At 44.0% G+C, this 22,725-nt stretch carries 15 protein-coding genes; 7 read left to right on the top strand and 8 right to left on the bottom strand.

The window, feature by feature from the left end:
* Nucleotides 1–631: 631 nt before the first annotated feature.
* The 3 genes from V7K97_RS07860 to lepA form a co-directional block, all read right to left on the bottom strand.
* Nucleotides 632–1,675 carry a cyanophycinase gene (locus V7K97_RS07860; RefSeq protein WP_334800287.1) on the bottom strand — a complete coding sequence of 348 codons (1,044 nt, stop codon included), beginning with the start codon at nt 1,673–1,675 and terminating at the stop codon, nt 632–634.
* A gap of 284 nt (nt 1,676–1,959) precedes the next feature.
* Nucleotides 1,960–3,147, bottom strand: coding sequence for a glycosyltransferase family 4 protein (locus V7K97_RS07855; RefSeq protein WP_334800286.1), 1,188 nt, complete (start codon nt 3,145–3,147; stop codon nt 1,960–1,962).
* A 509-nt stretch (nt 3,148–3,656) separates the two neighbouring features.
* A complete protein-coding gene (gene lepA, locus V7K97_RS07850; RefSeq protein WP_334800285.1) occupies nt 3,657–5,468 on the bottom strand; it encodes a translation elongation factor 4 in 1,812 nt (603 codons plus the stop codon).
* Nucleotides 5,469–6,062: 594 nt separating this feature from the next.
* On the opposite strand from lepA, the gene V7K97_RS07845 reads away from it, so the two are divergent.
* From V7K97_RS07845 to V7K97_RS07825, 5 genes are all read left to right on the top strand, one after another.
* Nucleotides 6,063–6,299, top strand: coding sequence for a hypothetical protein (locus V7K97_RS07845; protein WP_334800284.1), 237 nt, complete (start codon nt 6,063–6,065; stop codon nt 6,297–6,299).
* Nucleotides 6,300–6,471: 172 nt separating this feature from the next.
* Nucleotides 6,472–8,256: an ATP-binding protein gene (locus V7K97_RS07840; protein ID WP_334800283.1), complete on the top strand. Its 1,785-nt coding sequence runs from the start codon at nt 6,472–6,474 to the stop codon at nt 8,254–8,256.
* Nucleotides 8,257–8,835: 579 nt separating this feature from the next.
* Nucleotides 8,836–9,066 (top strand): NifU family protein, encoded by a 231-nt coding sequence (locus V7K97_RS07835; RefSeq protein WP_012408256.1) that lies wholly within the window; start codon nt 8,836–8,838, stop codon nt 9,064–9,066.
* Nucleotides 9,067–9,192: 126 nt separating this feature from the next.
* Nucleotides 9,193–11,427, top strand: coding sequence for a glycoside hydrolase (locus V7K97_RS07830; RefSeq protein WP_334800281.1), 2,235 nt, complete (start codon nt 9,193–9,195; stop codon nt 11,425–11,427).
* Nucleotides 11,428–11,865: 438 nt separating this feature from the next.
* A complete protein-coding gene (locus V7K97_RS07825) occupies nt 11,866–13,749 on the top strand; it encodes an ABC transporter ATP-binding protein (RefSeq protein WP_334800280.1) in 1,884 nt (627 codons plus the stop codon).
* A gap of 795 nt (nt 13,750–14,544) precedes the next feature.
* Here the strand turns inward: V7K97_RS07825 and ureG are convergent.
* The 5 genes from ureG to sat form a co-directional block, all read right to left on the bottom strand.
* Nucleotides 14,545–15,141 (bottom strand): urease accessory protein UreG, encoded by a 597-nt coding sequence (ureG, locus tag V7K97_RS07820; protein ID WP_334800278.1) that lies wholly within the window; start codon nt 15,139–15,141, stop codon nt 14,545–14,547.
* Between the two features lie 133 nt (nt 15,142–15,274).
* Nucleotides 15,275–15,967: an urease accessory protein UreF gene (locus tag V7K97_RS07815; RefSeq protein ID WP_334800277.1), complete on the bottom strand. Its 693-nt coding sequence runs from the start codon at nt 15,965–15,967 to the stop codon at nt 15,275–15,277.
* Nucleotides 15,942–16,385: an urease accessory protein UreE gene (gene ureE, locus V7K97_RS07810; RefSeq protein WP_334800276.1), complete on the bottom strand. Its 444-nt coding sequence runs from the start codon at nt 16,383–16,385 to the stop codon at nt 15,942–15,944. The genes V7K97_RS07815 and ureE overlap by 26 nt, the downstream gene beginning before the upstream one ends.
* Before the next feature lie 197 nt (nt 16,386–16,582).
* A complete protein-coding gene (locus tag V7K97_RS07805) occupies nt 16,583–18,820 on the bottom strand; it encodes a caspase family protein (RefSeq protein WP_334800275.1) in 2,238 nt (745 codons plus the stop codon).
* Between the two features lie 179 nt (nt 18,821–18,999).
* The gene (gene sat, locus V7K97_RS07800; protein ID WP_334800274.1) at nt 19,000–20,178 is read right to left on the bottom strand and encodes a sulfate adenylyltransferase; all 1,179 of its coding nucleotides are present in this window, start codon (nt 20,176–20,178) and stop codon (nt 19,000–19,002) included.
* Between the two features lie 220 nt (nt 20,179–20,398).
* Here sat and V7K97_RS07795 point away from each other — a divergent pair, with 220 nt between their 5' ends.
* Both V7K97_RS07795 and V7K97_RS07790 read left to right on the top strand, forming a co-directional pair.
* A complete protein-coding gene (locus tag V7K97_RS07795) occupies nt 20,399–20,842 on the top strand; it encodes a hypothetical protein (RefSeq protein WP_334800273.1) in 444 nt (147 codons plus the stop codon).
* Nucleotides 20,843–20,944: 102 nt separating this feature from the next.
* The coding region (locus tag V7K97_RS07790) for a tetratricopeptide repeat protein (RefSeq protein WP_334800272.1) at nt 20,945–22,725 on the top strand (1,781 nt) is incomplete at its 3' end.

Raw genomic sequence — 22,725 nt, 5'->3', positions numbered from 1 at the left:
GTCAATAGTATAAGTCAGAAATTTGCTTGATTTGGTTATCGAAAAGATACCACCTCAACGAGTAAATTTCAGTGCGATGTCTACGACGGGCTACGCCTACGCGATTTTCTCGCCCAATCAGATTTTTTAGTCACCTGACTTTTTTGCTTGAAACGCTTGTAAATCAGAGCCTTTTAGGGAATGAATCAGCCCTGCTTTTTAAGGGGGACTAAGGGGGATCTCTAATGACTATGCACCAAAACCTACGCAGTATTGGTTTATGACCAAATTGAAGAAAACAAGAAAAGCTCAAAATAAAGCCGTCCTGCTATTAGTAGGACGGCTTTAAATACTTTTCACGGGATCTGCTCTTATTGGGCATGGGGCATTGGGAAAGAAGAGGCAGGAGGCAGAAATAAATTCTTTAATTTTGAATTTTGAATTGATTTCTCCCTCATCTCCCCCACTCCCCAATACGGTTCAGTTAAGGCTAGCACTCTTTGTCAAAGTCGTTTTTTTTACGAACCACAGAGGCGCAGAGAAGCCAGTGCGTTGGGCGGGTTCCCCGACTTGAAGCAACTGGCGCGACACAGAGAGAGAAGAGGGAGAAGGAAAAAATTGCTTAACTGAACTGTATTGCCCCACTCCCCTCTCAATAGGGATTTGAATCAATCCGTCCCCTGTTGACACTCCTGAGATAATACCCAGAGGTTGGTCGGTTTTTAAGATTAAAGGTGTCGCCACTGCGAACTTTCCAAATTTTGTAATTGGAAAAGGTCAAAGGCTTTCGGGGTTCGCATACTTCCGGTATGTGATTTCCAAGTACAAAGTACGCCGCACCCCTACCCATAACTTTTACCAAACCGTTTTTATCCACAAGAACCGATGTACTTTCACTAACCGCTATACCTAAAACACTGCTAGATACACCGTCCTTAATTTGACGGGCAATGAAAGTCATAATTCGACCCATTCTTTCCCGCCTGTCGAAGTGTGTATCTACGATAGTTCCCTTCAAATTACTCCAATTGAAAAAGTTGTAAGTAAAAGTAATGTCCCGGTAAGGATCTTCTAGTGCGTCTCTAGTTTCAATGCCTTTTTCGGAAGAAGCACAAGCATCGTAAACATACTCACTTTGGATCATTGCACCGGCGCTAGTGCCACCAATCCCACCTCCCTTAAGGTAAACTGACTTAACGGCAGTTTCAAGCTTGGTATCTTTCCAGTTGCGGATGTATTGACATTGGTCGCCACCAGCAAAGAAAATCACATCAGCATTTCTGACTTTTTCAAAAATCTCGGCTTTGTTTGCCTCTTGTCTATTACTAACCAAAAGAGTTTCCACAGTGTTTACGCCCTTCATGGCATAAATTAGCCGATTGTAATCGTGATTACCATTAGTGCGGATAACTACAACATTAACTTTAGTGCCAGAGTTCGTACCTTCCCTAACTTGGTTAATCATCCACTGGATGGCATCATCGACATCGGGTCCACCCCCACCTAAGCTAAGGACTGGACCGGCTAAAGTGGGACGGACTTCGAAAGAGGGGGAGGGGTGGATATCAACAGTGTCGCCCAGGAAGTAGCGTTTCCAGTTTGCGATAAAACGGGTTATGAGGAAGCTTCCCATCTTCAACAACTGGATTGCTGTACTCTTCAAGCGCCATGCTACGTTTGGGAATGCCTTTGTCATACTAAGCTTTCTGGAGCAAACTGCAATTATTGCTAGGCTGTTACGCATTTTAATTGCTTATTTATTCGTGAAATTTGTCCTTTGTCATTAGTCATTTATCGGTCGTCTTTTGTAAATAATCAATAACAAATGACAGTCTTAACGAAAAATATGCAATTGAGACGCGCATTAGCTTAACTGTGGCACCTTAGTGGGGAAAATTTCCAGCGTACAGGGCTTGTACTGTTTTTTAACGCAAATTAACTGGGAACGCCGATTAAATTATCCAAGTTCAAATAAAATTTTTACCAGGCAATTTGCGATCGCTCTTGGACAACTTGCTGATAAACTTGCTCTGTTTGCTTGGCTAATTTCGGCCAGCTAAAGCGTCGCTCTAAATCCTCATAAGCATTATCTACCAGCCATTGCCGATATCCGGGATTTTTCAATATTTCCAAAATTCCCCAAGCTAAAGAATCGGGATTGTTTACCCAAGTTACAACACCTGTTTTGGTATGTTGCACCACTTCAGGAAATCCACCCGTATCAGAAACTACTACAGGGACACGAGAAGCAAAGCTTTCTAAGGCCACAATCCCAAAGGGTTCATAAAGACTAGGAAAAACGGCACAGTCAGCGACAGTTTGGAATTTATCTAAGTAATCATCAGAGAGAAAACCTGTAAAATAGCAATGATGCCAAATTCCCAAATCCCAGGCTTGGCGCTTGAGATGCTCAGTATTCCCACCACCGACGATCACAAATTTAACATTACCTTCCATTTGGGAAAGGATCTTGGGTGCCGCATTGAGCAATATAGGTACACCTTTTTCGTAGGTCATACGACCCAGGTAGTAAACGATTTTCTCATTGTCTGTGGCAAATTGACGGCGAAAATCCAGAGCATGAAAATCTACGTGATGCTGTTTCTTTTCGGCTCGGATACCGTTATAAATGACATCGATTTTGTCCCAAGGACTGTGTAGCGCTCGTTCTACTTCTTGGCGCATATAGTCGCTACAAACGATAATCCGCCAAGCGTTGTAAGCTAGCAAGATTTCTTTGCCATTTATATAGCCCTGGATGTCTGTGTTAATACCGTTGTAGCGTCCGTATTCAGTAGCGTGAATTGTGGCAATTAGTGGTATTTTAAAATTATGCTTGAGAGCGATCGCAGCATCTCCCACTAACCAATCATGGGCATGAATTAAATCGAAGGCACCTTCCTCTAAGATCAACTTACCACCGTGATCTCCCATACTCAGGTTGAGATTGACTACCCAGTGGAAAAAGTCGTTACTATGTGCCACTGGCACCCGATGCACCTTTACTCCTTCAACCACCTCATACATCGATGCCTGACCAAACTCTGCTGTAATTAGGTGGACTTCATGCCCTAGCTTTACCAATTCCGGGTATAACTCCGCTACATGACGCGCAATTCCCCCAACTATCCTGGGTGGAAACTCCCAACTCAGTACCAATATCTTCATCTATTTAGACTCCCCGACACTTTACAAATATCTAAATAACTACATTTACCTAAAAATACAAGTCTGGCGAATGCAGTGAGTACTTTTACTAAAATTTTTAGATTTTTTAACAGTGATTTTGTTAAAGCTTATCAAAGGTTATCAACTGTAGGCTAGGGATAGAAAGTAAGGTATAATTCGTAATTCGGACAATTGAGCGTCCGTTTTGCAACTCAGGCTGTGACATACTCCTACACATCGTCAGATCCCCCTAAATCCACGCCAGATGCAACAAGAGTGGCTCGCCGCCCAACGCAGTGGCTCCCGTTAAAAAGGGGGACTTTGAGAATTTTTAGCCCCCCTTTTTAAGGGGGGTTGGGGGGATCAAAAGGCTGTGGGGTAACTTTCCAAGACTTGTGTAGACACCGTAGCTATCACTTGTAAGGAAGGATGCAGGGGGGGTTAGGTCTTTGATGTTTTTTCTCTCTTGAGATGTCGCCGCAACCAGCCAATCGTTTCTGAGGATTAAATTAGCTTTGATCCAAGCGCAGTACAGCCATAAAAGCTTCCTGGGGTACATCTACTGTACCTACAGATTTCATCCGCTTTTTACCTTTGGCTTGCTTCTGTAAAAGTTTCTTCTTCCGACTGATGTCACCACCGTAGCATTTAGCCAGTACATCTTTGCGTAAAGCGGGGATGTGTTCGCTGGCGATAACTTTACTACCAATAGATGCCTGAATTGGCACTTTAAATTGATGGCGAGGAATTAGCTCTTTGAGTTTTTCTGCCATTGCTCGCCCGACGTTGTAAGCTTTATCCCGATGGACAATCATCGCCAAGGAATCCACCGGATCGCCGTTAATCATGATATCTAGCTTTACCAGAGGATTTTCACGGTAGCCGATGATGTGATATTCCATACTGGCGTAACCGCGCGATCGCGATTTCATCTGATCAAAAAAGTCAGTCACAACTTCCGCCAAGGGTAGCTCGTATGTAAGTGTGGTTCGTCCTTGGGCAAGATATTTCATATCCTTGAATATACCACGGCGATTTTGTGACAACTCCATCAAAGCGCCAACATAAGTTTCCGGCGTAATCATCTCTACTTTGACATAGGGTTCTTCAATTCTTTCGCGATCGTTGGGAGAAGGTAAGCGGCTGGGATTATCGATGTACAGTTCCTCACCTTTCAGGGTGATCACCTTATAAACCACCGAGGGCGCTGTAATAATCAAATCTAGGTTATATTCTCGCTCTAGGCGTTCCTGAACAATTTCCATGTGCAGCAAACCCAAAAAACCACAACGGAAGCCAAATCCCATCGCGCTCGAAGTTTCTGGTTCGTAGTGCAGCGCTGCGTCGTTGAGTTCAAGCTTTTCTAAGGCTTCCCGCAAATCTTCAAATTGATCGGCATCAATGGGGAACATCCCGCAAAAAACCATCGGGTTCGCTTCTGCGTAACCTGGTAAAGGTGTCTCCGCTTTCGCCTTACTGAGGGTAATTGTATCTCCTACCCGTGCATCAGCTACAGCTCTAATTGCCGCTCCCAAATAGCCTACTTCCCCTGCGTGCAGTTCTTCAACTTGCTTTTGAGTCGGAGAAAGAACACCTAACTCATCAATTTCAAATTCTTTACCCGATGCCATTAAATGGATGCGATCGCCTTTTTTTACTGTGCCATCCATCACCCGGAAATACACAATTACTCCCCGGTAACTATCGTAATAGCTATCAAAAATTAACGCTCGCAAGCGTTCATTTATGGTATTCGGTGGTGGTGGTATCCGCTCAACAACCGCTTCTAAAATCTCATCAATACCAATTCCTTCTTTGGCAGAGGCCAGTATCGCACCACTGCAATCTAGACCGATAATTTCTTCGATTTCGCCAATTACCCGCTCTGGTTCTGCTCCAGGCAAATCAATTTTATTCAAAACCGGGATAATTTCTAGGTTACTCTCTAACGCTAAATATACATTTGCTAAAGTTTGCGCTTCCACACCTTGGGACGCATCTACTACCAATAGCGCTCCTTCGCAAGCAACAAGAGAACGCGAGACTTCATAGGAGAAATCCACATGACCTGGAGTATCAATTAAATTCAGCACATACTGCTGACCATCTTTGGCTGTGTAATTCATCCGGGCCGCTTGCAGCTTAATCGTAATGCCGCGCTCCCGTTCCAGATCCATGTTGTCGAGAAACTGTTCCTTCATCTGTCGGTCTTCAACAGTGCCAGTAGCTTGTAGCAAGCGATCGGCGAGGGTTGATTTCCCGTGGTCGATGTGAGCAATAATACAAAAATTGCGAATGCGAACTGCGGGAACGTCAGTCATATACTATCTTTGCCTTAGCAGCAACCAAAGTTAAAAGAGCAATTTACTTAATGTATTTTAATGCTTTCTTAGCCAAGACGCTGCTTGCTTTTAGTGGGGAGTGGGGAGAAATCAATTCAAAATTCAAAATTCAAGAATTTATTTCTGCCTCCTCTTTCCCAATGCCCAATGCCCAATACCCAATGCCCAATGCCCCATGCCCCATGCCCCATGCCCCATCTTTAACTTTCGATCTCAATAGGTGGACTTTTAAGAATATTATGAAAGTCTATTTGTCGCTGCAAGTATTCAACAGCTAGGAGCGTACAATAAATGTAAATAAGTACATGTAGGGATCATGTAGGGATCATGGGCAATTACGACCTCTAATTACCCATAATCACTGATTTAGCGACAAAACCTCTAGAGCCATTGTCTAGTTAGTTATATGAAAAATGCGATTTGAAACTTAAAGCTGTTACTTTGGTGCTATTTCGGGGAAGTATGTAAATATGCCCTTGAAGATTTTTCAGTGAATTAGCCCAGATGATCAATATAACTACTTTACAAAACTTTAGACAAAACCAATTCAGAGAATTCAGAGTATATAAACCTATGAATATGCAAGAGAAAACTACCGAAGCGGAAAACACACCAGCCGATAAGGTAGAAATTGCTGTCCGCCTTGACTCCGAGTTATTAGAGCAAATTCAGCACCTCACTAATGACCCAAGTAAAGTGATTGAGGTGGCGATTCGCCAGTGGTTGCGCGGTGAAATCCTCAGAGATGATGAATTGACGCGCACCCCTGTACGGACCCCCGTTCCTCCTCGGGGTGAATGGAACGATTGACGCGATCTGTCAGCTGTCAATGCAAGTAAAAAAAGTCAAGTTTGCCAATCTGGATTTCAGAACACGAAGAATTAACAAATAAAACACAAAAAAGCTGTAAAAATTTATGTGTAAATTTGAGCGGCTCTAGTAAAATTACGGTCGGATACCCTTTGTCTATCCAACTCAATTAATGACTATTACTGCCAATTCCCAATTGACGAATGTATTTTCCCAAAATCTGGAATCTCTTACCAGTAAGACTGATGGCTCATTACCAACTCTAGGAGCCGAGTTGGTGTATATGCAAGATGGGGCAGGGTGTTATCTGACCTTTTATTGGCAGTACAGCGAACTCCTGGGGTTAAATACTGAAAAAATAGTTGATGAACTGAACCAGACCCAAACCTTTGCCCCTGTGGATAAGGTTACTTATTTGGAACGATTGCACCGAATTTTGACAAGTTTAGTGCCAGAAAGGTTTCAGTGTTGGTTTAGTTACCACCAGGAATTATTTGAGTTGGACTTAGTAATTAGTCCGATTATGCCGAGTTTGGGAACCAGTGCCACTACAGTTTTAGTGATGGGACGTTTAGTGCAAGCGACACTCAACAAAAAACAAGTGCGTGTAGCATCAAAAACGCCCACACAAATAGAGTTGGCAATCCGATCGCAGCAACACCAAAAACTGGTAAATCGCATTACCAGAAATATTCGCCGGACATTGGATTTAGATATTATTTGGCAGCAAACAGTTGACAGTTTGGGGAAAGCACTGCGGCTAGAGCGCTGCGTTATTTGTCGTCCCGATCAACCCTGTAGCTCAAAAGTGAAAGTGATGGCTGAGTATCACCAGCCAGAACTGAAATCAATGCTTGGCTCAGACATAGATATAGCTTCTGAGCCTGCCTTTGCTCAAGCCTTGGCAACCCTACAACCAGTTGTAATGGAAGTGCCTGGATATATGGGGTCTGGACGGGAGAAAACTTTGGTGGTTGCGACTTGCTATCAAGACCAAGCCAATGGATTGATTGCCTTGAATTGGCAGGATGAATGCTACACATTAACAGAATCGGAATTAGAACTGGCAAAAGAAGCAGCAGATCAGTTGGGAACTGCGATCGCACATGCTACTTTATATAAAGAATTAGAAGCAGCCCGTCAAAAAGCCGAAGAAGCTTCCCGTCTCAAAAGCGAGTTTCTGGCTAATGTATCCCATGAAATTCGTACCCCCCTCAACGGGATGATTGGCTTCTTGAAGCTGATTTTGGAAGGGATGGCAGATGACCCAGAAGAACAAAACCAATTTTTGGCAGAAGCTCACAACTTATCGATACATCTGCTGAATATCATCAACGACATTTTGGACATTGCCAAAATCGAAGCTGGCAAAATGGAGCTAGCTTACGCTCCAGTCAAGTTAGATGAGCTATTCAGTCATGTAGAAGGTTTCATGCGTCCCCAAGCAGAAATGAGAAACCTCAGCTTTCGGATGCAAATGCCTGCTACCTCCGATGAAATCATTGTCCAAAGTAACTACCAACGGTTGCTACAAGTGATGATCAATTTAGTAGGTAATGCCATCAAATTTACCCATGAGGGCGGTGTCACCGTCAGCGCCGATTTAGTACTCAAAAAAGCGAAGCCGAACTTTCAAGGTCAGGAATTTCCTGGGATGGTGAAAGTACGTGTGGCAGACACTGGTATAGGTGTTTCTTTAGATAAACAAGATAAACTGTTTCAATTATTTTCTCAGGTGGATGGCTCCCGCACTCGTCAGTACGGTGGTACAGGTTTAGGACTAGCAATATCCCAAAAGCTAGTGGAGGCAATGGGCGGCGAGGTACATTTTTATAGTCTGGGCGAAGGACTTGGCTCAACAGTCACATTTACAGTGCCACTATATCAACAACCAGTCATGGTTTCATCTGGCGATAGCGACTCAACAAACAGTACGGAGTTAGGGGTTAGGAGTTAGGAGTTTGGATTTTAGATTTCGGCGTAAGCGTTCAGTCGAACGATTTTAGATTTAGATTTTTCCTTTAATAACTAAATTTGGCATTGGAGATTGGGAAAAATTCTGTCTCTAGCCCAAAGTGTTGTATAATTAGAGATTGGGTTAAAGAAGAAAACATAAGAAACGCCTAAATGTTGGCTTTTGCTCTGCTCTACTCAATCTACGAAAAATAGATATTTAACCCTTTTTTACGGATATGTACTTACGAGCGTTAAATCCTGCCTTTTGTCGGACTGCAAAGCCTAACCTAAAGGCTAGAGTAGAGTAGGAGGCTCACACGAAAACTTTGTTTCAGTGAATCTAATATCAAGTTGCTAAAACCAGTAGTAGTTTAGTCAAAAGTCATTAAAAACTGACATCTGACTATCTAGCGGCAATTAGATTTAGGATCGATTTAACAAAGCTGGAAAATAAAATTTTGGATAATGGTTAATGAGTAACGGCGCATCTGGCACAGGAATGATTATTATTCAATGCCCAATGCCCAATGCCCAATGCCCCATTCCCAATGCCCGTCACTAACTTAGCAGGTCTAAAACTATGGAACTCACAATTGACAACGTTGAAACAGTCTTAGATGAAATGCGCCCTTATCTCATGTCTGATGGCGGCAATGTGGAACTAGTAGAACTTGATGGTCCTGTGGTAAAACTGCGGTTGCAAGGTGCTTGTGGTTCTTGTCCCAGTTCGGCAATGACCCTGAGAATGGGTATTGAGCGCCGCCTGAAGGAAATGATTCCCGAAATTGCAGAAATTGAGCAAGTAGTCTAGGGACTGGGGACATTTCGACAAGCTCAGTGCATCGCTGGGGACTAGGGACTAGGGAAGAATGGATTTTTTCATTCATAATTTATCATTAATACCTAATCCCCAATTCCTAACCCCTGATCACTCACTATGTCCCATCCTCTCTACATTGCTTTTATCTGGCATCAACATCAGCCACTTTACAAATCTCCTGGTAGTGACGTTTCGCTATCTTCGAGTCAGCACTACCGTCTACCTTGGGTGCGTTTGCATGGGACTAAAGATTATTTGGATTTGGTATTGCTCTTAGAGCGCTATCCTAAGTTACACCAAACGGTGAATTTAGTTCCATCGCTGATATTGCAACTGGAAGATTATGTTGCTGGCACTGCTTTTGACCCTTATCTCACAGCCAGCTTGACACCAGATGAACAACTCACCCAGCAACAGCGTGAGTTTATTATCCAACACTTTTTCGATGCCAATCACCATACCCTGATTGACCCTCATCCCCGCTATTCTGAGTTATATCAGCAAAGGCAGGAAAAAGGGCAAGCTTGGTGTTTGGCAAATTGGGAATTGCCAGATTATGGTGATTTGCTAGCTTGGCACAATTTGGCTTGGATTGATCCGTTGTTTTGGGATGACCCAGAAATTGCTACTTGGTTAAAACAGGGACGGAATTTTACTTTAAGCGATCGCCAGCGCATTTATTCCAAACAACGAGAAATCCTCAGCCGCATTATCCCCCAACATCGAAAAATGCAGGAGGCGGGGCAGTTAGAAGTTACCACCACCCCTTACACTCACCCGATTTTACCCTTGCTAGCTGATACTAATTCCGGTCGGGTAGCTGTGCCTAATATGACACTACCTCAGCAGCGTTTTCAGTGGGCAGAAGATATTCCCCGCCACTTGCGAAAAGCTTGGAACTTTTATCAAGAACGCTTTGGACAGATACCTCGTGGTTTGTGGCCTTCGGAACAATCAGTAAGTCCGGCAATACTGCCACATATTATTAACCAAGGATTTAAGTGGATATGCTCAGATGAAGCCGTTCTAGGGTGGACGCTAAAACACTTTTTTCATCGGGATGGGGCGGGGAATGTGCAGCAACCAGAACTGTTGTATCGACCCTATCGCCTGCAAACCGCAGAGGGTGATTTGTCAATTGTATTTCGTGACCACAGATTATCAGATTTGATTGGCTTTACTTATAGTTCGATGCCAGCAAAACAGGCAGCAGCAGACTTAGTGGGACATTTGCAAGCGATCGCTAAAATGCAAAGAGAGAGTCAAAGTGAACAACCTTGGCTAGTTACCATCGCCTTAGATGGGGAGAATTGCTGGGAATTTTATCCCCAAGATGGCAAACCCTTCCTAGAAGCTTTATATCAAAGTTTGAGTGATGAACCCCACCTCAAACTCGTTACTGTCTCCGAATTTCTGGAAGAATTTCCAGCCACAGCCACCATTGCCGGAGAGCAACTACATAGTGGTTCTTGGGTGGATGGCAGTTTCACCACTTGGATCGGCGATCCGGCCAAAAATCGTGCTTGGGATTACTTGACACAAGCTAGGAAAATCCTCGCAAGTCATCCCGAAGCGACGGAAGAAAACAACCCAGAAGCGTGGGAAGCATTGTATGCCGCAGAGGGTTCTGACTGGTTTTGGTGGTTTGGTGCAGGACACTCCTCAAATCAAGATGCTATTTTTGACCGATTGTTTCGAGAACACTTATTTGGCATTTACAAGGCATTAAATGAACCTGTACCGCCCTATCTCAAGCAACCAGTTGAAAGCCACCAAGCACAGCCAAACCATGTACCACAAGGGTTTATTCATCCCGTCATCGATGGTAAGGGTGATGAACAAGATTGGGATAAAGCTGGACGCATAGAAATCGGTGGGGCGCGGGGGACAATGCACAATAGCAGCGTCATCCAACGACTTTGGTATGGAGTGGATCACCTGAATTTCTATTTGCGGCTGGACTTTAAAAGTGGCGTTGCACCAGGACGGGGTTTTCCAGCAGAGTTGAATTTGCTGTGGTTTTATCCCGAAAAAACAATGGTCAATAGCCCAGTTCCCTTGGCAGATGTACCAGATGCAGCCCCACTCAATTACCTTTTCCACCATCTTTTAGAAGTTAACTTGTTGACACAATCGATTCAGTTTCGGGAAGCTGGAGACAATTATCAATGGCAGCCACGTTTCAGCCGCGCTCAAGTAGCTTTAAATAATTGTTTAGAGTTGGCAGTGCCGTGGGCAGATTTGCAAGTTCCACCTGATTATTCCCTGCGCCTAATTTTGGTGCTGGCAGATGAAGGGCGTTTTTGCAATTATTTGCCAGAAAATGCTTTGATTCCCATTGAGGTGCCTTAGAACTTAATATTTTTGGGGTTATACCATTTCACGAAATATTTATTAGGGGCGTATAGATGTACGCCCCTCAAGCCGATTCATCTGTTGCAAAGATTTTTGAAAAGCACATAGTGGAAGTATATGATTTGTCAATTGTGCTTAACTCATATCTTGTACTCTTGCACTAGAAGTCGCGGCTACACAAGCAAAACCCGCACTTCGACAAGCTCAGTGACCACCTACGCGGGTTTCAAACCCTTAATTTTGCGTTAGTCCGTGTAGGCGGACGAAAGTTTGTATAGCCGCGATTTCTAATCGCCAGGGCTAGGTGCAAGATATAAGTTAAGGTCTAAGCAGTGAAAAACTGCCAACGAGTATAAAACCAAATTCACCTACATATATATCAAAACTATTGTTAAAATCCAAATAATTTTAAGTTAAGATTCATACCAAACTCCTATGAGAGAAACTGTCCTAGAGGTTCGCAATATACAAGTTGAATTTCCCAGTGATGGCAATAGCGTCAGAGCTTTAGATGGTATTTCCTTTGTGCTGCATCGAGGTGAGACTCTAGGAATAGTAGGAGAATCGGGGAGTGGTAAATCAGTGACAGCACTAGCTGTGATGGGTTTATTGCAAACTCCCGGTATAGTGACTGGCGGTGAAATCTGGTTTCGCCCCCAGGAGAATGGTAACGCCATTGATTTGGTAAAATTGCCTCCTGAGCAAATGCAGTTACATCGGGGTGGCGACATCGCCATGATTTTTCAAGAACCGATGAGTTCGCTCAATCCGGTTTATAACATCGGGTTTCAGCTAACAGAAGCAATTATGCGCCATCAAAATGTGTCAGCAGCCCAAGCACGACAAATTGCGATCGCAGGTCTACAAGAGGTTAAACTTCTACCTAGCGATGAAGAGATCCAGCAACAGTATATCGAAACTTGGCATCAAACCAACAGCAATTCCTCGAAACTAGATGCATCAAAGTTGCCACAGTTGGTTAAAGAACACAAAGAAGCCATGCTAGAACGTTACCCCCATCAGCTTTCTGGGGGTCAGTTGCAACGGGTGATGATTGCAATGGCAATTTCTTGCAACCCATTAATCTTAATTGCCGATGAACCAACTACAGCTTTGGATGTGACGGTACAAGCCACAATTTTAGAGTTAATTCGAGAATTACAACAAAGTCGTGATATGGCAATGATTTTCATCACCCACGACTTGGGGCTAATTTCGGAAATTGCTGACGAAGTAGCCGTGATGTATAAAGGCAAAGTTGTCGAATCCGGCACTTCTGAGCAAATTTTCAGCAGTCCCCAACATCCATATACTAAGGGTTTGATCGCTTGTCGCCCCTCACTTGACCGCCGTCCCCAAAAATTACTCACCGTTTCCGACTACATGAGTGCAGAAGAGACACCAACGGGACAAGTAATAATTCAGGCGAAAGAACCCGCACAACCCATAGAAGTCACCACTGAAGAGATTGCTGCAAGATTGGCAAACTTTAATGAATTGGAACCCCTGTTGCAAATCTGCAACTTGAAAGTTGGTTTTCCAGTGCGTGGGGTATTTGGTGGAACAAAACGCTACAATATGGCTGTTAATGGCGTTTCCTTTGATGTCAAACCAGGAGAAACACTAGGTTTAGTGGGAGAATCTGGTTGTGGTAAAACCACCCTTGGCAGAACCTTGTTGCGATTAATTGAACCGATGAGTGGTCAGATTATCTTTGAGAAACAAGATATTACTAGCCTCAAAGGAGAAGCGTTGCAAAAACTGCGGCGGGAAATGCAAATAGTCTTCCAAAACCCTTTTAGTTCACTAGATCCACGAATGAAGGTTGGGGATGCGGTGATGGAACCGTTGTTAATTCACGCTGTTGGTAAAACCAAGCAACAACGACACCAGCGAGTTGTTGAACTTTTAGAACGGGTAGGGTTGAGTGCAGATGCGATTAACCGCTATCCTCATCAGTTTTCTGGTGGTCAACGCCAACGGATTTGTATAGCCCGTTCTTTGGCATTAAATCCTAAGTTTATCATCTGCGATGAATCAGTTTCAGCGCTGGATGTTTCAGTACAGGCGCAGGTATTAAATCTCCTCAAAGAGTTACAGTCAGAGTTTCAGCTTACTTATATTTTTATTTCTCACGATTTAAGTGTGGTGAAATTTATGAGCGATCGCATTTTAGTTATGAATCGCGGTCAAATTGTTGAACAAGGCACAGCTGAAAGCATTTACCTGGAACCCAAAGAGGAATACACGCAAAAATTAATTGCTGCAATTCCTACTGGTAGTGCCGAACGTGTGCGAAGTCGTCATCTACGGACTTGATAGTTAAAAGGGCGGTTATAAACCAATACAGTTCAGTTAAGCATTTGTTTCTTCTCTTTCTTTGCGTCCTTCTCCCTTGGCGTTAGCCTCTCCCTTTGGGAGAAGGGGAGACGCTAACGCGAATGTGGTTCGTTAAAAAAATTGACTTTGACAAAGAGTTAAGCCTCAACTGTCGAGTAAAAAGGCTGATAAACCGTGTCTATAGCAATCCTAAATGAGTTGTGAAAATTCCCATTGTCCAGATCCCCGACTTCTCAAAGAAGTCGGGGATCTAATTTTTCGTGGGTTATAAAACAATACGCTTGGGTTAAGGCTAGTAGTCTATCCCCTTAGTTATGAAGGGTTTGTAGTGAGCGATTTATCGCTTAAATCAAGGACTAAAGTCCTTACTACGAACTTTTATAACCCCGCAAAATTAATGGGACAGACCACTAGTACTATGAGTCAAAGTCATTTTTTTTACGAACCGCAGAGGCGCAGAGAAGCCAGTGCGTTGGGCGGGTTCCCCGACTTGAAGCAACTGGCGCGACACGGAGAGAGAAGAAGGAGGAGGAAAAAATTGCTTAACTGAATTGTATTGGGTTATAAAATTCTTTTTAGGGATTTCCAAGAAATAAATTATCCAAAGAAACGAATCATAGAGACAAGGCAGCGCGGTCTTCTCACATTGGGAGAGGCTAGCGCCAAGGGAGAAGACCGCACTCCTCAACTCTTGGAGACGCACTCGCGTTCGTCTGAAATGTCTTTAATTTGGAATTTGGAATTTGGAATTTGGAATTGTTAATTGTCAGTCCCTTAACAGATATTTGTGCAAACAAAGTTAATTACATCTGCAAGCCCAGACTGAGTTTTTAAATTAGTAAAAATAAAAGGTTTATCGCCGCGCATTTTTTTAGCATCTCGTTCCATCACACTTAAATCTGCACCAACATAGGGTGCTAAGTCAGTTTTGTTAATTACCAACAAATCAGACTTAGTGATGCCGGGACCACCTTTGCGGGGAATTTTATCGCCTGCTGCAACATCGATGACGTAAATCGTTAAATCTACTAATTCGGGACTAAAAGTAGCAGCCAAATTATCGCCACCACTTTCCAAAAAGACTAAATTCAAATCAAGAAAACGTTCTTCTAATTGTTCAATTGCTGCCAAATTCATCGAAGCATCTTCGCGGATGGCAGTGTGAGGACAACCACCAGTTTCGACACCCAAAATGCGATCGCTAGCCAACGCCTGAGAACGCACTAAAAACTGAGCATCCTCCTGAGTATAAATATCATTCGTCACCACCGCAATCTGATATTGCTCACGCAACCCCTTACACAAAGCATCCACCAAAGCCGTCTTCCCCGAACCCACTGGTCCAGCAACCCCCACTCTAAATGCATTCATTATTTATATTATCCTTGTCTACTCTGACCCATGCCCAATACTTCTCTTCTTAGGCTGCGCCAACGGCAACTCTTGGAGACGCTACGCGTAGCAAGATCCCCGCAGGGGTACGCTCAGTACAAGTGCCCAATGACTAACTCCTAAACAACCTTGTATACTGCGTTTCATGCTGCATACTCGCCAGTGACAAACCCCAACTACAGCAGGCGAGTCGATCATCCTCCAACGCGAGAATTTCTAACGCCGCAGCACTAAATAATGGTTGCAAATCTAGCAATAACTGCTGTCCTGCTGTTTGTCCAAGGGGAATAAGTTTCACACCAGCAGTAATCAAATTACTTGCCCAACTATGCAGATATCCCAGTAATGCGGCTTTAATGCTGATTTGCCAATGGGCAATGGCAATGCCAAAAGCGATCGCATAATTGCAAGGATTACCAATAGCATTGACAATAGGCACAATCTGTGTATCTAGTTTACCAAGTAATTGGATGAGCGATCGCCCCATCTGCCAACTAGAGGCGCGTAACTCTTCTGTTTCTCTAGCAGCCGATAACCACAGATTCCAACGGCATAGCGAATCAACATCACCTATTTTTGCCGCTTGCTGCGATCGTACCATCACCGCCGCCTCTAACCGAATTGCCCCGTAGAGCAACTCTGCTTCTAGCCAATGTTTGAGATGTATCTGGTTAGCGATCGTACCATTTTCTACCAACATTTCTAAGCCTTCAGAATAACTATATGCTCCCACAGGTAAAGCGGGGCTAGCCAGTTGTAAAATACTCAAAAAATGGCTATCACTGAGCATGATGGTGTTGTCCATAAGCTCCCAGTTCTGGCTGAAACGGTAAAATTTCCTCTTTCACTTCTAACCCCAATTGTTCCAACATCGTGCGTAAAACTGAATCTGAGGACAAACGTAAATAAGTCGGAGTAATTTCTACAGGTATATGGCGATTTCCTAGATGGTATGCCGCCCGTAATAATAATAGTGGAGCTTGGGCAAAGGCAGTCAGCACTAGTTCTGGTTTGGCAGTAATTCTGATTAAACTGCTATGGGTTTCTTCTCGCAGAATATCGCCATCGTGTAAGACAGTTCCTCTAGGTAAATGTAAAAACACAACCTTACCATCTGCTTCAAAGCGATGACGACTGCGGGTGCGTTCTTCTGCTGTCAGCGCCAGAGTCAAAGTCACCGTGGCATCTTGATTAGGTGGTTTAAGTTGGGTAAATGTCAGCATACAAAGTTTCGCCTGAAGTTCCACTTTTCATTAAAGCAGTTGGATAGCCTTCAAAAGGGGGAAGAATCAAAGTCTCCCAATTTATCGGGGAGCCACTGCGTTGGGCAGCGAGCCACTCTTGTTGCATCTGGCCTGGATTTAGGGGAATCTAAAACTTTTTGCTACTGAGCAGAGAACTTTTAAAACATCCTCTTAGCCTACACTACTTGAAAACTAAAGCTAAGACTTGCCCAATTATTCACATCCAATATATATGACTCGGCTGCTGTGCCGTTCATCTCCGTTTTGAGGGGGCTAGCGTTATGTATATCTTGTAGCAAGGCTTGTGCAACCTCTAAGGAATTCAACAATGGGCTAATCGGCCCTTCTTCGGCTGTGGAATACTTAGCAGTGTTCAAGGCAGCGAGAGTTCCGCTAAAGGGGGCGGTAGTAAAAATCAGTTGGTGTTCGCACTCAGAAGCTGGCCCGGAAATTACCCATTGGGAAGCAGCATTAGTTTGAGGGAAGGTGAGGGTTTCACCTGGAGCGATGACGACTTCTTTAAGCAGGGGCTTGGTGTCCGCAGTGTTTGGTTCTTGAGGGGTTTCCCAAGGGTAGAAAGCGATCGCTGTATGATTATTGTTTAATCCTACCAAGATTAAATATACTGGGCGATCGCTCTGGTTTTCCACTCGATATCGCATTCGACTACCGATAGGGACAATGGGAGTGGGGAAGGTGGGGTCCCCTCTGGGGATAAGGGGTAATGGGGAGTGGGGAGTGGGGAGTGATTTTTTGATCGAAGTTTCAGTTTTGAAAGTTCGGACTGTTTCGCGCTGGATGACGACGTGAGGCGATACATCACTAATTATTTCTAAGGTTACTTTGAGAGCCAAGCGGGAAGAACCTTGATTTTCTGTGAGTCGCCATAACTTGGCTGCTAACAAAGTTGATAATTTTGGCGCTAACCTTTGCACTGTTAATTTTACTGCTTCTCCTACTTCCCCCGTGGTATTGGGAATTAGCTCGCCACCAAGAGAAAATAGACCATAATGACTAGGTGTTTGCTGTAGCTTACCAAATAGATAATCAGCCGGTTGTTCCCCTGCTACTACGGTAGACATCCGGGCAAATGCGGCAAAGCCACTTGTGGCGTCTACCCGCTCAATTCTTTCCAATCCAGTATCCAAAGCTATTGTTAAATTAACATTTCGGGGTAAAACCCGGACTGCTTCTTGGACGAGTTGCCCGACTTGTAGGGAATTTGCACCTTCAATTTTGGCAATTTGCGCTTTTGCTGTTAATCCAGTCCGCGATCGCAATACTAATTCTTCTCTTGTTGCTAGAGTCAATCGAGAATTCACCCCATAGTATAGCAGCACTTGTGGGGGTAATCCTGCCAACCACAGATGGACTGTTTTGCCGTCTTCTTCAATAGCTGTCACCACCCCTTCTGCACCAATGATACTGTCTGGAGCTAACGGGAAACCTAACCCCCCAGCCCCCTTCCCTACTAGGGAAGGGGGAGAATTCAAAGCCTCTCTCCTAAGAGGAGAGAGGTTTTCCAGATATGGATTTTTCTGACTACTTAATAACGCTGGCTGCTGTTTGCTACCCAATTTGGATAGAGAATTTTCAACATGGGAGAGGGCGACTTGAATTCTCGTGGCTGGGGTAAATTCCCATAAATACTGTGTCAATGCGTAGGTAAATAACCCAGCACTAAAACCAGAAAAGAGTCCTTCTCTCGCCGACTGCTTGGGATTTGAGGTAGCTGCTAAGACGACAGGATTGTTGAGTAACTCCTGAGTTTTAAGTTGTTGGAGAAAGTCGAGTTCCTCAGCTGCTAACTTTGCTTCTACTGATTCCTGAAGGGCGCGACTTTTTAATCCTAATATTGGGCTTGGCACATAATAACTAGTATCCAATACTGCTGTTACTCGGTTTATGGGGAGCGATCGCAATAATAACAGCAGAGTTTCTTCTAATATATAGTTGACTATTTGCTTATTCTGTGAATCTTTACTTCCATTAGCTGGCACCAGAGCATTTTGCATTGTCTCTGGCGATGTTTCCAATTTAACACGACTGCCATAGCCGCTAAAGTGGAAGACGACTACATCGCCGGATCTAGCTTGCTTACCGAGGTGATCCAAAAAAGCTGCCTCAATGAATTCCCTACTAGCTTGTTCTTCAGTTAAAGTCAAGATATCTGAAGCTTGGAAACCAAAGCGATAAATCAAAAGTTCTTTTTGTAGTTCCACATCCGTCAGACAACCACTGAGGGCGGGAATTTGTGGGTATTGGTTAATACCTATTAGCAATGCCAACTTGCGCTGATTTGGTTCTGCCAAAGCGTAGTAATAGCGATTTCCCAAAGTTAACCAATCAGCTTCAGTTACCCCCAATACTGCGAGTATTGAGCCAATTCTGTGTAAAAACGTGCGCCGTTTCATAATTAGCTATTAGTTTTCAGCCCATTAGCTAGCAGCTTACAGGGCTGAACTCTGTAGTGTAAAGTTACAGATGGTGTTTGCTTGATCAAAGTGTGGGGAGTAGGGAGTAGGGAGTAGGGAGATGAGGGAGAAATAACCAATGCCCCATGCCCCATGCACCATGCCCCATGCCCAATGTCCTATACCGATACTTCTATCCGCATTGCCCGCGCTAACTCTGCCGCCACCTCTGGACGGGAAAATTCTGGCGGAGGTAATTCACCACGCCGCAGCATTTCCCTGACTTTTGTCCCCGATAGGTGAATGCGTTCTTCTGGCCTGCTGGGACTGGTTTTAGATGTTGCCATCTGTTTAGTACGCATACAGTAAAAAGCGTGTTCAAATTTCATCGGCACAATGCCCAATTCACTTGGTGCAAACTCTTCAAATATATACTGAGCATCGTAAGTGCCGTAATAATCACCAACGCCAGCATGATCCCGTCCGACGATAAAGTGAGTACAGCCATAGTTTTTGCGGACTAAAGCATGGAAAATTGCCTCACGAGGTCCGGCATAGCGCATTGCGGCGGGATTTATTGCCAAAGTTACCCGGTCTAAGGGGTAGTAATGTTCCAGCAAAATTTCATAGCAGCGCATCCGCACGTCAGCAGCAATATCATCTTCTTTTGTCGCCCCGACTAATGGGTGCAAAAATAGACCATCAACGATTTCTAAAGCGCACTTTTGAATATATTCATGGGCGCGGTGGATGGGATTACGAGTTTGAAAGCCGACGATGGTTTTCCAACCCTTGTCTTGAAATAGTTGCCGTGAAGCAACTGGGTCAATTTGATAAGTGGGAAACTGGGGATGAGGTTCGCGTTCCAGTAGCCAAATATCACCCGCCAGATGTACAGTACCTTGGTTATAGAGTACCTGCACGCCGGGATGATTGACATCATCAGTGCGGTAGACTTTTATTGCTTCGCGGGTTTTGTCGTAGTTATATTTTTGGGTGAGTTGCAAAACTCCGATAAATTCACCTCTGGAATTATCCAGACGGATTAAGTCACCTTCTTTCAGGGGAGAAGCTACTTCTTCGCTTACCGATAGTGTAATGGGGATTGACCACACAATACCATTAGCTAGTCGCATTTCTGTCACAGTGCGATCGTAGTCTTCCTGGTTCATGAAACCCGTCAACGGGCTGAAAGCACCGATCGCAATCATTTCTACATCAGAAACGGCGCGATCGTCAAGTTGCACTCGCGGCAAAAAGTCGGCTTTTGAGAGAAACTCTGCTCTTTGTTCTGGTGTGGCGATCCGGTTAACCAACTGTCCACCGTGGGGCGCTATGGCATCTGGATTGTGACTCAACGTAATCCCCTCTTTGCTTTTACTGTTATTGTTTCAGATTATGTACTAACTTATCAAATACTGGTACGTAGAGATAAAGACTTTGGGCATTGCTTTGTAGTTATTCCCCTTATCTTTATCGTTTGTTTTAAAAGATTTGTGGAATTTAGATACTTGAGACTGTAATTAAACGTAGAACAAAATATAAAATATAGTTGTTGGTTGAGGAATTTACCAAGATATGGTTAGCCTTATTACTTTAGCAGCAGCGGAAGCGATCGCAAAAGTTGCTTTTGGCAAGTTCTTTGAGTCGAGTGTAGGTAAGTTAGGTGAAAAGTTTACTGAGACGGGACTGAAGAAGATTGACGAATTGTATCAGACGATTCGGAAAAGACTCAGTGGTAATCCTGGCGCTAAGGATGCTTTAACCGATGTTGAACAAGGTAATCAGGAAGCGTTACAGCGAGTAGCGGTTTATCTCCTGGATGTAATGAAAGCTGACGGCAACTTTGCCACAGATGTCCAAAAAATTGCTGATGAAATCAATATTCATCGCGTGGAAGATAACAGCAGCCAGAATCAGTACAACTATGGTGGACAGAATTATCAAACTAAAACGGGTGAGAACAACACTAATCAATTTGGCAATACAATACATTATCATGGCACTCCGCCACAGGGTTGACTGGAGTCGTCCGTAAAACAACGGATAAATTCAAGTCCCATTATTAACTTACTGCATCCAGAAACTAGCTATTGGCAAGGGCGGACTGCTGAACTTGACCAAATGCAGCAATGGTTACATTCAGGTAATGTGCGTCTAATTGGTGTGACGGCTACAGGAGGTTATGGAAAGTCGGCATTAGTTGCTAAATTATGTGAAACAGTTGCAGCGAGTTTTTCCCAAACGATTTGGGCAACTTTTAGTGATGCGTATCCTTTTGCTGTGTGGGGACGCTGGCTATTGGATAAGTTGGAGAAACCAGCGCCGGAAAAACCAGAAGATTTATTAATTGCGGTTTGTGATTGTTTGCAAACAGAACGATATTTGCTGGTGTTCGATAACCTGGAAACTTTGCTGCACAATGATGGACAATGGCGAGATCAGGCTTATGATCAATTTTTATGGCGTTGGTTCGGTTCTAGCAGTGAAAGTAAGATTTTGGTGAATAGCCGCGAACAACCAACGCTACCAAACAATACCCTAAACCAAAGTCAATGGTTAAAACTGGATGGACTTTCCACAGATGCAGGGGTGGCGTTGTTACAAGCTTTAGAAATTCAAGGTTCAGATTCAAATTTAGCAGATTTTGTCAATAGTGCTGATGGACATCCTTTGTTATTGAAGCTGGTGGCGGGGTTGCTGAAAGCTGAAGAGGGAGAAGAGGCGAATATTAGTGTTTTGAAACAGGATATTTTCGAGATATTAGGCTTGCACCGAGATGATCCAGAGGCGAGTATTGCTAAAATCTTAGATGCGAGTCTTCAGCGTTTAGAACCCAGGTTACAAACTCTGTTGCAGTATTTAAGCGTGTATCGCTTACCCTTTGACTGTTCAGCAGCAATGGCGATGTCTGGCTTCATTAATGAAGAACAAGTAGAATCACAGGACTTGGAAAACCTCTCTCCAAACCTCTCTCCTCTGAGGAGAGAGGCTTTGAATTCTCCCCCTTCCCTACAAGGGAAGGGGGGTGGAGGGTTAGGTTTTGCCTCTTCTTCTCCAGATGAGGTGAAGAGTCAGGTAGAAATACAACTGCGACAACTAGCAAAACGTTCTCTGTTACAAGAGAAGAAACAGCAAGGGGTGTGGAAGTTTTATTTTCAACCGTTAATTCAAAGCTATTTACAAAACTCGTCTTCACCAGAAGCGCATCAATGCGCCATCGCCTATTACGAACAACGCCGGAAACCGGAACTTTTATCTACAGATAAACTCGATGATGTGGCGGAATATCTAGAAGTTTTTCATCATCACTGTGAACTTGGGGAATATGTTCAGGCTTTTTCTAGCGTTTATGATCGTGAAAACAATCATGATGACTGCGACGAATTTTTAAAAAAAAATTACTACTATCCAGCCCGTCTGACATTATATAAGCGTTTAGATCAAGAGTGGCAACAGCCAGAAAATCCAGATGAATTAAAACGCTACAGTGATTTACTCAAGGTGTACGGCGATGTATTGCAGTTCCTCAAACGCAGTGATGAAGCATTACAACGCTACGAAACCGCATTGTCATTTTACCGCGACATCGGCACTCGCTTGGGGGAAGCCAATACATTACAAGCTATCGGCGATGTTTTGCAGTTCCTTGACCGACGTGATGAAGCATTACAACGCTACGAAACCGCTTTGTCATTTTACCGCGACATCGGCGCTCGCTTGGGGGAAGCCAATACATTACAAGCTATCGGCGATGTTTTGCAGTTCCTTGACCGACGTGATGAAGCATTACAACGCTACGAAACCGCTTTGTCATTTTACCGCGACATCGGCGCTCGCTTGGGGGAAGCCAATACATTACAAGCTATCGGCGATGTTTTGCAGTTCCTTGACCGACGTGATGA

This window comes from Nostoc sp., assembly GCF_036917815.1.
Classification (GTDB): Bacteria; Cyanobacteriota; Cyanobacteriia; order Cyanobacteriales; family Nostocaceae; genus Nostoc.
The sequence above is the reverse complement of the archived record's forward strand: the minus strand, read 5'-3'. Positions and strand labels throughout refer to the sequence as shown.